General features: G+C 38.2%; 12 protein-coding genes and 1 pseudogene. 10 read left to right on the forward strand and 3 right to left on the reverse strand.

Going from position 1 to position 12,247, the window contains the following annotated elements:
• Positions 1–11: 11 nt before the first annotated feature.
• The 4 genes from IGJ17_RS03470 to IGJ17_RS03485 all read left to right on the forward strand — a co-directional run bounded on the left by IGJ17_RS03470 (position 12) and on the right by IGJ17_RS03485 (position 4,635).
• Positions 12–2,489: a vitamin B12-dependent ribonucleotide reductase gene (locus IGJ17_RS03470; RefSeq protein ID WP_086333058.1), complete on the forward strand. Its 2,478-nt coding sequence runs from the start codon at positions 12–14 to the stop codon at positions 2,487–2,489.
• 86 nt (positions 2,490–2,575) lie between these two features.
• On the forward strand, positions 2,576–2,965 hold the full coding sequence (locus IGJ17_RS03475; protein ID WP_086333059.1) for a DUF4430 domain-containing protein: 390 nt from the start codon (positions 2,576–2,578) through the stop codon (positions 2,963–2,965).
• A gap of 538 nt (positions 2,966–3,503) precedes the next feature.
• A complete protein-coding gene (locus IGJ17_RS03480; protein ID WP_005237399.1) occupies positions 3,504–3,992 on the forward strand; it encodes an AAA family ATPase in 489 nt (162 codons plus the stop codon).
• Between the two features lie 391 nt (positions 3,993–4,383).
• Positions 4,384–4,635, forward strand: a complete 252-nt coding sequence (locus IGJ17_RS03485; protein WP_016621797.1) for a type II toxin-antitoxin system Phd/YefM family antitoxin — start codon at positions 4,384–4,386, stop codon at positions 4,633–4,635.
• A 347-nt stretch (positions 4,636–4,982) separates the two neighbouring features.
• Here the strand turns inward: IGJ17_RS03485 and IGJ17_RS03490 are convergent.
• Positions 4,983–5,152 (reverse strand): annotated as a pseudogene (locus IGJ17_RS03490) (ISL3 family transposase); the annotation flags it as partial.
• 453 nt (positions 5,153–5,605) lie between these two features.
• Here IGJ17_RS03490 and IGJ17_RS03495 point away from each other — a divergent pair.
• The 6 genes from IGJ17_RS03495 (at position 5,606) to IGJ17_RS03520 (ending at position 10,955) form a co-directional block, all read left to right on the forward strand.
• Complete coding sequence (locus IGJ17_RS03495; protein ID WP_086333060.1) at positions 5,606–6,688, forward strand: replication initiator protein A; 1,083 nt, start codon at positions 5,606–5,608, stop codon at positions 6,686–6,688.
• 255 nt (positions 6,689–6,943) lie between these two features.
• The gene (locus IGJ17_RS03500; protein WP_223347160.1) at positions 6,944–8,863 is read left to right on the forward strand and encodes a DUF3991 domain-containing protein; all 1,920 of its coding nucleotides are present in this window, start codon (positions 6,944–6,946) and stop codon (positions 8,861–8,863) included.
• A 12-nt stretch (positions 8,864–8,875) separates the two neighbouring features.
• On the forward strand, positions 8,876–9,331 hold the full coding sequence (locus tag IGJ17_RS03505) for a single-stranded DNA-binding protein (RefSeq protein ID WP_086333061.1): 456 nt from the start codon (positions 8,876–8,878) through the stop codon (positions 9,329–9,331).
• A 107-nt stretch (positions 9,332–9,438) separates the two neighbouring features.
• A complete protein-coding gene (locus IGJ17_RS03510; protein WP_086333062.1) occupies positions 9,439–10,188 on the forward strand; it encodes an ADP-ribosyltransferase in 750 nt (249 codons plus the stop codon).
• A 274-nt stretch (positions 10,189–10,462) separates the two neighbouring features.
• A complete protein-coding gene (gene relB / locus IGJ17_RS03515; RefSeq protein ID WP_016612460.1) occupies positions 10,463–10,696 on the forward strand; it encodes a type II toxin-antitoxin system RelB family antitoxin in 234 nt (77 codons plus the stop codon).
• Positions 10,686–10,955 (forward strand): type II toxin-antitoxin system RelE family toxin, encoded by a 270-nt coding sequence (locus IGJ17_RS03520; protein WP_016612459.1) that lies wholly within the window; start codon positions 10,686–10,688, stop codon positions 10,953–10,955. Before relB ends, IGJ17_RS03520 begins: the two co-directional genes overlap by 11 nt.
• A 52-nt stretch (positions 10,956–11,007) precedes the next feature.
• Here IGJ17_RS03520 and IGJ17_RS03525 read toward each other — a convergent pair whose 3' ends face one another.
• On the reverse strand, positions 11,008–11,475 hold the full coding sequence (locus IGJ17_RS03525; RefSeq protein ID WP_223347161.1) for a hypothetical protein: 468 nt from the start codon (positions 11,473–11,475) through the stop codon (positions 11,008–11,010).
• 91 nt (positions 11,476–11,566) lie between these two features.
• Complete coding sequence (locus tag IGJ17_RS03530; RefSeq protein WP_223347162.1) at positions 11,567–12,205, reverse strand: N-6 DNA methylase; 639 nt, start codon at positions 12,203–12,205, stop codon at positions 11,567–11,569.
• Positions 12,206–12,247: the final 42 nt, after the last annotated feature.

Consider the following 12,247-nt stretch of genomic DNA (forward strand, 5'->3'; position numbering starts at 1 on the left):
GAGGGAAAGAAATGGACTACAAAAAACAAACGATTGAGAAATTGAACGAGGATATCAAGTTGTTCCAAGAAGTTTCGGCGATCACACCGGAAATGACCAAAACATTTGAGGGAATCGCTCGTTTGATTATGTTGGATCGTTACTCATTCAAGGATCAAACCCATCAAACGTTGGGTAAGGATGATTTGGTGATTTTGACAACGAAAGCTGATCCTAAATATCCTGCACGAGGAATCGGTATTGTGAAAGCAATCGATGGGGAACTAGTCTCTATCGAAGTGGAAGAGGCCTATCGTTCAGCGTTAGAAGATACTGATGAACAAGCCAGTGGACTTGTGAAAAGAAGAAAAAGTGACATTGAAAAACCGTTAGAACTCTTTTTTGAGCAAGTGGCGCATCGTGTTGCCAAAGGGATTTCTGCCAACGAGTCCCATGACCAGGAGCGCTTCCTTGAGACGTTTTACCAACAAATCGTGGCGCAAAACCTAATTCCCGCAGGCAGAGTACTTTATGGAGCAGGAACAAATTCTCAAGTTACCTACTTCAATTGCTTTGTGATGCCTTTCATCCATGATTCCCGAAAAGGGATTGCTGTCCATCGACAAGAAGTCATGGAGATTATGAGTCGTGGTGGCGGGGTTGGAACCAATGGGTCGACCTTGCGACCAAAATCAAGTGTGGTCCACGGCGTCAGCGGTCGGTCTTCTGGGGCAGTTTCTTGGCTGAATGATTTGGCGAACTTGACGAACCTTGTCGAACAAGGAGGTAGTCGTCGCGGAGCGCAGATGATTATGATGGCAGATTGGCATCCAGATATTTTTACGTTTATTCTTTCTAAAGTTCAAAATCCTGCTGTATTGCTTCACCTGAAAAAAGCAGTCACGAATGCAGCAATCAAACAACTGATCAATGAAAAACTGCAATTTGATCCTTTGACAAAAATGGAAGAAAAAATGTTCACTTATCTAGCGCAACTGCCTGAATCGTCAGATAAGGAACATAATGACATGATCCAAAAGGCAAAAGAAAAATTGCGAATAGGTGGCAGCTATACGGTAAAAGAAAGTGATTTCTTAACTGGTGCGAATATTTCAGTCTGCTTGACAGGAGAATTCATGGAAGCAGTGAAGACAGATGGGTGGTATGAGCTGCGCTTTCCAGATATTGACAATTATTCGGAAGCAGAGATGGCGCAATATGATGCAAAATGGGCGGAAGTCGGGGATGTGCGAGAATGGGCAGCTGCTGGCCATAAAGTCAAAACCTATCAAAGGATCAAAGCTCGTGAGTTATGGGAGTTGATTACTTTTTGTGCAACGTATTCTGCTGAGCCTGGTATTTTCTTTATCGATAATGCCAACAAGATGACGAATGCTACAGCATACGGACAAAAAGTCGTGGCAACCAATCCGTGCGGTGAACAGCCCCTAACCCCTTATGCCGTCTGTAACTTGGCAGCCATCAATCTCGCAAACATGGCGGATCGCCAGAAAGGCACCGTTGATTTTGCCAAACTAAAAGAAACCGTGAAAACAGCAGTTCGTTTCCAAGACAATGTTATTGACGCAACGCCTTACTTTTTTGACAAAAATGAGCAGCAGGCGAAAGGGGAAAGACGTGTTGGATTAGGGATCATGGGCCTGGCAGATTTATTGATCTACTGTGGGAAAAAATACGGATCGACAGAAGGGAATCAATTCGTTGATCAAATTTTCGAGACAATGGCAGTCACTGCCTATGAGGCATCCATTGAATTGGCGAAAGAAAAAGGCAGCTTTCCCTTCCTGATTGGAAAAAATGACCAAGAGACGCAAGCGTTGCGGAAGAAATTTATCGATACAGGATACATGAAAAAAATGCCAGCGCACATTCGCGAAGGCGTGCTGCGATTCGGCATTCGTAACTCTCATCTTTTGACCGTTGCACCAACAGGATCGACAGGCACGATGACGGGAGTTTCAACCGGTTTAGAACCTTACTACTCCTTTTCTTATTTTAGAAGCGGTCGACTAGGTAAGTTTATTGAAATCAATGCGGAGATCGTTGACGAATACCTGATGGATCATCCTGAAAGAACCAAAGCGCAGTTGCCGGCATGGTTCATTTCCGCTATGGAGTTGACGCCCGAAGAACATGTCGGTGTGCAATGCACCATTCAACGTTGGGTGGATAGCTCCATTTCAAAAACGGTCAATGCACCAAAAGGATATACAGTAAGCCAAGTAGCCAAGGTTTATCGAGATCTTTATGAAGGAGGAGCCAAAGGAGGGACCGTCTATGTAGATGGCAGCCGAGATTCACAAGTACTTACCTTAGAAGCGGTAGAAAATGAGCTGACCGCACAAGTTGAACCGCTGCCTGTCGTTCAAGTAGATGAACCCGTCGTCTCTGGTGAAATCTGCCCCATCTGCCATGAAGGAACCATTGAGGAAATCGGCGGCTGTAGTACCTGCACAAACTGTAAAATCCAATTAAAATGCGGGCTCTAAAAGGATACAGGATTGATAGAGCAAGTCTTATCCGCATATTGGATAAAAAAAGATTTGTATTTTGACTATTGGAGAGGAAGAAATAGATGAAAAAAGTATTTGTCGTATTTATGCTAGTGAGCACATTACTCGTCGCTACAGGATGCCAACAGGCAAGTGTAACGTCAGAAAGCACGCAGCAAAGTTCCTTGAAGCAAGAACAAGGAACAGCTACGATCGTCATCCAAAATCAAGAAGATGTGACCTCAAAAGAAGTAACGTTCCGAGAAAATGAGTCGCTGATGGAAGTAATGAAAGAAAACTTTGCGATCAAAGAAAAAGATGGCTTTATCACCTCGATTGACGGCATCAGTCAAGATCAAAAAGCCAATCTATTTTGGGTCTATACCGTCAATGACGAAATGACCGATAAAGGGGCACAAGAGTTGTTTTTAAAAAGCAATGATATCATTACATTTGATTTGAAAGCATTCTGATTTGTTTGATTCTAAGGATCTTTATTGGTGCAAAAGAACTTGCACATAAAGATCTTTATCTATACAGATAGACTCTTGCGTTGATTTTGGAGGTAGTTTTGCATTCAAGTTCTATTCAAGAGTCTATTCTTGTTTTTCTATCATAGTTTGGAGTGGTGGCTTATTTTATTTTAAAATTGGAATAATAGAAATAAAGATACCATTACATACATAAGTTTTAGCCATGATGTTTCTTTCGTATTTTGGCTTGCGTTCCTTTTTTTTGTAGAAAATAATTTTTTTATAGTAGAGTGGAAATGGACAAAAATTTGATTTATCCGTTAGCTTAAGTGGCTAACGCTTCTATTCTCTAATATATGGTTTTACTTACTATTTTTCTTGCGATTGTTTCCCAATCTGCTTGTTGTTCATAAAAACAATGTTATCATTGTATCATCAGATGTGGGTGGCGAACAGTGGTCTAAAACACGAGCGTTGATTACAAATAAGGTTTTTTCGTTCTCTTTGTTTATTGATCAGAAAAGGTAGGAGGAGAATAATGGTTGAGGTACTTTTGATGTGTGGCGTTAGTGGTGCAGGCAAAACCACTTACTCAAAACAAAAAGAGCAAGAAGGTTATGTAAGATTAGCAATAGATGAATTAATTTGGGAAGACTATGGCGTTTATGGTGTTGATTACCCTTCGGAAAAATATGCAAAAGTTTCGTCATTATCTTCAGTTAAATTGAAAGAGCTTACAGTAAGGGCTGTTCAAGAAGGAAAAAACGTAGTTGTCGATTCTAGTTTTTGGGCTAAAAGTCACCGAGACGCTTATAGAGAACTACTGGCAGCATATGATGTGACGATTAAAGTAATCTATCTAAAAGCTGATTATGACACTTTACGAAAACGATTAGCGATCAGAAATAAAGTCCAGACTGCAAATTCCGCTTTTCCTATTACAGAAGAAATCCTTCAACGGTTTTTTTCAGGATTCGAAGAACCGATAAATGAAGATGAAGTAGTGATTGAGCAAAAGAATAAATGAAGTAGCATCAAAATGTTTTTACTCCTTTTCAATACATTTAGTCTTATTACTGTGCAGGACACAAAGGACAGTCATACTAGAAGCAAAACAGTGATTGGCAATTTCTTTTCTTGTTGCATTCTTCGATTAATAAACGGATCAAAAAGCAAGCCGCTGAAGACAAAATGACTATGGCAGCTGTTAAAGACCAAGAATCAATACAAGAAACCGCCCATTTGGTAAATAGGACGGCAAACAGTAACCAATTTGAGCAATCGAAACCACAAATTACGGCACAAAAAACGATTACTAAAAGACTTGAAGACTTGTAAGAAAAATTAAGTATATTCTTCCTCTTTATTTACGTACGTTATAATATGCTTAAGATTTTTAAATAGAAGGAGGAGAAAACATGGAAGTAATTACACCAACGAATGCAAGAAAAAACCTTTATGGAATCATTAAGCATGTTGTGGCTGACAGTCAACCTGTAGAAATTGCGAGTACAAAAGAGGAAGAAAGCGTCAGCATGATTAGTAAGAGCGATTGGAACTCCTTACAAGAACCGCTCAACTTACAAAATGTGGGTGTACTTGATCGGATCAAACACTTTGAGAATGAAGAAAGTGAAGACTTAGGTGAAATTGATTGGGATAGAATGTAAAGATCAAAAAGAATGCTCGCAAAGATTTGTCTAAATTGAAGAGTATCAATCTAACTAGTAAGTTTGATGAACTGATCAAAGTCATTAAGGAAAATCCTTTTCAAACACCGCCGCCTTACGAAAAATTACCAGGATTACCTTACTGTTCAAGACGTCTCAATATCAAACACAGGTTGGTTACAGCGTGGAAGAAGAGAGTAAAACGATCACGATTCTCTCTGTTTGGTCACACTATGAACGTGGGATATAATATGCTAAACTATTTCGACTCTTTGTCAACAAGGACTGATGAGTCGTACAAAATCAAATCTGGGTCAGAATGAATAGCATTCTGACCCAGATTTTTGTTATCTTACTTTGATTAATTGATTGATCAAAAAGATTCTAATTCTCATGTTCTCAAATGATTTATATCCGTAGAATACTCGTTTCGTGATCGGTAAATGAGTCATCGTTTGAGTAAGGGAGAGAATCGTATTGAGATGCCTTCTTCATTGCTCAAAAGTTTTTGAAGTTTTACACAGACCTCTTCAAATAAGAAATCCTCTTATCAAAAAAAATCCCTTTATTCGCAAGGTGATAATAATAAACAAAAAAAATGGAACAGCATAAATGTTTTCGAAATGCTTTCGCACCAACATTTACCTGTTCCGTGGGTTTGGCACCCAATGGGCCGTGAGGGGCTCGAACCCGCGACCCGCTGATTAAGAGTTAAATAATTGATAGTTTTATTTAGTTTGAAAATGCTTTGGATGTGTTGAATTTTATTAAGTATACCAAGGCTTTTAGGATTGTTTTAATACTAGTTAATAAACATAAATATAAAACAGTAAAAGAAGAAATACAGAAATAAACAAGAAAATTGTTGGCATGATGGAAAACGAGTCTAACAAAAAAGTTTTTTTAAAAAAACATCTTTATATTTAGCTATTAACCAGTATGTAGAAATAAAGATAGGTGATAAGAGAAATTGGAAAGAAAACTCAATATATCAGTTTATCAGCAGGGAAATTTTTATAGAGTTCCCAAACTATTGATTCAAGGAAAAAAGTATGAAAAATTAACTTCCGATGCAAAATTACTTTACGCAGTCTATCAGGACAGAGCAGAGATTTCAATCCAAAATAAATGGACAGATTTAAATGGTGATATTTATTTTCTTTTTTCCATAGATGAAGTGTGTTTTTTTATGGGATGGGGAAGAGATAAGACTATAAAAATAAAAAAAGAGCTAATAGCATTTGATCTTCTATCTGAAAAAAGGCAAGGGAGAAATCTAGTAAATAAAACTTATTTGCATCTAATTGATTTAAACACAGATATACGAAAATTTATTTCTAAATCATTAATGATAAAGGAAATCGATAGAAGAATTATTGAGAACGAGAAAGTTTGTCAAAGTGAATGTTTTGAGGAATTTGAGAACAACTGCATTCTGAGCTTAGCACAAAACTTTCATTGTGATATTGGTAATATCAAATATTTTCTGAAAAAGTATCGAATTTCTTTAATTCAGAAGTACAATGATGGTAAAAGTCTTCTGGTAACTAAAGAAGTCGGAAAAGCAGACTTCCAAGAAATCTTTCATGAAACTGGGGAGACGGAAAAACCGATTTCTAGAAATAGGGTTAACAGACTTCTTGATGTCGGGAAAAACGATCCTAATGATACTAATATAAATAAGAAAAATAATATGAGAAAAGACGAAGAGAATTTAAAAAGAGAAATTGAAAGACTAACGGGTGATAATCCTCTTATTCAGAAGTATGCTCATAGATTGCTATTCGAAAAAAATTATAGTATAGAGCTAGAGTATCTAGTTGTTAACTCTTTAGACAATTGCTGGCAATTATTACTTTTCGAACGTGATCATGGCAATGAAAAGATAAGTGCTAATATCAATTTATATGGTGAAACGTCTTTAGAAAACTTGTTTAGAGAAGTTTTTGAAAAGCAATTAGACTTTACTCAGCATAACTGTAGAAATTCTGAATATTTTTTGAGATATTTTGTTGAAGGAATGAAGAGTCGAATTGATAACCTACTTTTTTAGTTTAAAAGTATATAAGATCTTTCAAGGAAAAGAGTGGATTTGTATGAAGGAAATAAAACATTCAATTGGGAGCTAGTTGGTGAAGGGAATACGTATGATGAAATGATTGTTGACTTTATTGATTGCGAGAAAGAACGTATGGAAAGCCACCGCTTGTCACTTTTATGTCAAAGGAGTGTGGAAGCAACTCCTGAATAAGAATTTCATCGTGTTAACCTACTGGAAAAACAATGATAAGGAATATAACACATTTCTTTGCTTACACAGTATGAAGGCTATTCCTTTCAAAATGCGGTCGGCTTTCTTCTTGGTGAAGAGCTTGAAGCACACAAGGGGTACGATGAATCAGAAGAAAATAAAGGTCCCTATCAACATGCGTATGAGGCAGCCGATTCTACAGAAAAAGTAAGGCACTATTTGGAAAATATACGCGGGATCGATCGGGAAATTATTACGTACTTAATCGACAATGATTACTTGATTCAAGATAAAAAATACGGAAGTGCGGTTTTAAATTGGAAACAGTATGGACTGGCACAAGAGAAGATCGTTGGTGCAACGAGTATCGTCACCCGAGCCAAGATCACGGATTCGCCCCGTAAGTATATTGGAGAAAATTCCGAGAAACATTATGGGTTTAATATTACTCTTGGCGAACCAAAAGCGATCTACTTCTTTGAAGCAGGGATCGATTTACTCAGCTATTGGTCGCTGCATAAGGACCTGACGGATTGCCGCTTAGTTTGTTTGGAGGGTCGGAAGGAAAAAACAGTCGTTAAAATGATCCAAGAAGGCTACCAAATCTTTGAGACCCTTCCCAAAAATGGCATTTTCTATGGGGTAGACAATGATCCAGCGGGTCAGTCTTTCTACAGTAAATGCGACAAAAAAATCAATATCAAGCAAGAGGTCGGCACTGATACGCTGATTATTAATCAAGCCTTGAATCCTTATGACCATCAAGTCCAACAAGAGATAATTGACCAGGTCAACCAGGCAGCTACCATCCACGGTGTAGATCCGAACCTACTCCTAACGATCCAAAAGATTGAGAATAATCTAACAGACACGAACAAAATTTCAAATGACTGGAAAGCCTACGGTTACTTTGCTAAAACCCCTAAGAGTCATGCCAAAGAAGAAACGATCGACCTGACTGATGCCTTAGATACCCTTTGTAAGGACATTAATGAAAAGCATGTAACACTTGAATCGATTGCCGATTTATACCTGGAGAATAAACCGTCAGGATTAGAGCAGCAGCTGCTTCAGAGTCGAGCGAACGAACTGTATTCGATGTACACGAATGATCAAATGGAAGTTGTCCATGAAGTCAGCAAGGATTGGAACGATTTTTTAAAAGAGCAACGCTCAGAAGGATTGATCACGGAACATACGCCTCTGGTCATTCAAGAGCCAGTCGATCAGGTGAATCGAAGAAGTATCAACCAATTCAAGTATTACTTAACCGATAAGAAAGACAATGTTGAAATGAAGGCATTGTTGGTGGATCAGTACAGTATAAACCCTAAAATCGTCGATGCGCTTTATAAAAAAGGGTTGATGCGTCAGGATATCCATGACCGGATCGTCTTTTTGTGGAACGATCAAGGGCGCGTCACAGGCGGTCAATTGCGGGGAACCTTCCAAAGCAAAGAGTTTGGCAAGCTTGGCTATGAACAAAAAATAATGGACTTTTCAGCGGAAGGCTATGGGTTCAACGTAAGTTTGGGAACACCTCAAAGTATCCATTTCTTTCAGTCGCCTGAAGACTTGTTGGCTTACTGGACGTTGAATATCGATCAAGTAAAAGACACGATCGTCTTTGCTTTATCAGATGGCCAAGCCGAACATGTCGTTGATAATATCAATAATAAACTTCAGGCAGGGCATAAAATCCAACAAGTAACGTTTTGTGTCGGGAACAATAAACAAGCACTTGAGCTGTTGGATAAAGTCGCTCAACTAAAAACATTCAACCAGCAGACGTTGTCGCTTCAGACCGAACTTGGATCCGATATTGCCTTTCAGTCCGAACGGCCAAAGATCGGGATTAATTGGATCAATGAATTGATCGCAAAAAAGGACCGGGACCGGGAAGTCAATGCGGTTAAGCAAAAGCAACAACGAACCGCTGCTCCCCAAAAAGTAGAACAACACTATGCACGATCCTAAGGAGGAAAACAAATGAATCGATTTACTGGCGTTGGACGGCTCGTCCAACAACCAATCGTAAAGGAACTCAAGTCTGGCCTTTCAGTCGCAAATTTCAAAGTGGCCATCCGAAGAGGGTATAAAGATAAAACTGGCAAGGAAGTCACTGACTATCTTCCCTGTATTGCCTGGAGAAAGACAGCAGAATATATTGGGAAGTATGGATCCAAAGGCGTTCTTGTAAGTATTGAGGGCAGAAACGAGACGAGAAGCTATAAAAAAAATGATCAAACCATTTCTGTGATGGAAATCAACGTAGAAACAATCAAGCTACTGGAGTCAAAAGAAGTCGTAGAAGCGCGAAGACAGCGTCAGGCTGAAAATGCCAACCCAACAGGTGAGTTGCCTGAAGATGGCAGCTACAGTGCCTTTGAAAGTGAATATGAATCAATTATTGTGGATCCGAGCGAATTACCATTTCAAGATTAGAGGATAGAAAGAGACGGACTAAGTAGTCTGTCTCTTTACCCTGGTGAAGAAATTGGAACGAATAATCATGCTATAATTAGTAAAAAAGGAAGTGTTACTTAAGACATATGCTTGATAAGAATCCAATTTATCACTATATCTTTAATTTGAAATATGGAAAACCAAGAGGGCAATTACTTTCCAATAAAAATAAGCGTATTTACAACCGTATTTTAACAGAAGAACAAGCCACCAGTTGGGCAGAAATGTATTATGGGAAATGGTCTGAGGATTATAGCAGGGCTTTTGGTAGCGTATTTGGGGGCAACCTAGATTCTTATATGTTAGATTCGTGTTCAACTAATCCGATTGCAACGTATTGCGGATATTCTGGTTCGAAACTTAATAACTATATCAGAGGATATTCGGAGCAAATTTTTCTTCTTTATCCACCTTTTGACCCTGCAAGATTCAATGATACATTAACTACCCTGCTTGTTATGGCGCCTAGAATTCCAGAAGATATAGTCGTTTATCGTTATTTACCAGAAATAGCAATAGAATTAATTCTAAAATCAAACAAAAATGAGCCGTTTTATATAGATAAAAGCTTTATGAGCAGCTCCCTTATTTATGATCCACCAAATATGAAGGATTTCAATCATGAGCATGTATTGGAAATTTTTGTTGATAAGGGGACAGTTGGTGTTTATACTAACTTAATTCCTGGATGTGGACGGGGAGAATGTGAATTGTTGATTTTAAGAAATTCGCTAATGTATTTACTAGATTATCCTTACAAGAGGAATGGACGAACTGTCTATCCAGTCAGATTGCACAATAATCCGGATAGTAGCGGCTATAATTACTTTGATTGATTTATTAGTTGTATCCGAATAATTTCGAAGATATAAATGAATTACAACAATTTTTCCGTGGCAGAAGCACGTAGACAGCGGTAGGCTGGAAATCACCACCATCTGCAGGATATTTTCCTGAAGAAGTAAGCTACAGTGCCTTTGAAAGTGAATACGAATAAATTCTTGTAGATCCAAAGGACTTATCTTTTAAAAAAAGTACTAACAACGTATAGACAAACGACGTTTTTGTTAGTACAATGTAGTTACAAAAGAAAAATAGGAGGTCCTATCTATGTCCCAATCAACGATTACTTTTAGAATACCGGATGATGAAAAAGAGTTGGTAGCTGAATATGCAAAAGCACATAACTCGTCATTAACAGAGCTATACAGAACCGCAGTACTTGATAAAATTGAAGATGAGCTTGATTTAAAACAATTGAAAGAAGCAATGGCTCTTTCTAAGGAGAAAGAAGAGGTAGGTATTTCTCAATCTGCCATGGAGAAATTGTTGGATGAAGTATAGGGTTTTATATATGCCACAGGCACAAAAGCAACTGAAAAAAATGGACCGAAACCAAGCAAGAATTATAGTTGCTTGGATCAGAAAAAACTTAGAAGGAACAACTAATCCTCGTCAATTCGGAAAAGGACTTGTTGGAAACAGAAGTGGTGAATGGCGCTATCGTATAGGGAATTACCGGATACTAGCAAATATAAATGAATCTGACATAGTGATAGAAATCTTTTCGATTGGTCACAGAAGCATTATCTATAAAAAATAATACTTGTTCATCATTTTAGATAAAACAAAAAAGTAGTATCCTGGTTAGGATGCTACTTTTTTCGTTGGAAATTTTTCATAATCATGCGATCTTTGCCTTCTAAAAAACTTTGAAAGTCGATCAGTTCCGTGCGTTTTTTCTTTAAAACAGAGTCTTGCATTGATTTGGGATAGGTGCCTTCTCGTTCAAAAATCAGATTCTCAATCACATAAATTTTTTTGACAAGGTGATCCAGCTTTTGATATTCATTCGCGCGAAAAGCCGTATCCTTGGCTTTTCGTGCGATTTTTAATAGATAGTATAACGTTAATGTCTTTTCTTGCATCAAATCCAGCGTCCCACGTTGTAATACCTCATTCTCATTTTCGAGGATGGGCAGTTCTTCCGGAATTTGAGAGGCTCTCCTATGATCTGTAGAAACTTCTGAAGGGGAAAACCCTATTTGACAAAAGTCGCACATCAAATGGCTTGTTAGGGTCGTTCCGCAATATTTGCAGGTGTATACCGTTGTTTCATCCATTTTGATTTCTCCTTTAGAATAAGTATTGGATTTACGTGGCTATAGATTCTTCTATCTTAGTATAACTTACCAGCAGTTTGGGTTAAATAGTTCAGCCAAAAAGGATTGAAAAAGGGGTCTGCCAGGTTGAAAAAACCTCATTTGTCAGTGTATTCTTTACCTGGCATTTCGCTTTGATCCCAAGAATAGACAGTTGAACGTAACACATTAATAGGCACGTTTGATCCAAATCTTCACATTGGATGGTTAGTTTTGTCTGACTGTTGTACTCTTTATCCTTCAGAGCAGAGGCTAATGCGATTATCATGGATCCCGATCCGCAACAAGGTTCATAATAATGAATGCGACCCTTCTCTTCAATCTCGGCTATTATTGAAGGTAGGCTGAGTTCTGCCATCAGTCTAGCCACATGATTTGGTGTAAAACACTGGCCCATCGATTTATTGGCCAAACTAAGCTCCATGTAAATTTCTCCTAACCAGTCAATGGTTTCTGATTCCATAGCATGGACTAGAAGGTCAAGGCATTCACTGAAGGTTACAGCTTGTACCGTTGTGTACTTGGCTATTGTCTGAAGATATAAGGCCTCTCGTTCTTTCTGGTGCTTACGATCAAGTGTATTTGACAACGTATAGGCCATAAGATGGATCCAGTCGTTAAATACCCCACCAATTGAATTCTTTCCTGTGATCGATTGCAGCTTATTGATGATTTCTTTCTTTTTGTTCATAAATTGACCTCCTTCAGAAAGGTTTTTGCCTTTCATTGATTT

It is taken from the genome of Enterococcus sp. DIV1096b, assembly GCF_050498765.1.
GTDB lineage: Bacteria > Bacillota > Bacilli > Lactobacillales > Enterococcaceae > Enterococcus_D > Enterococcus_D entomosocium.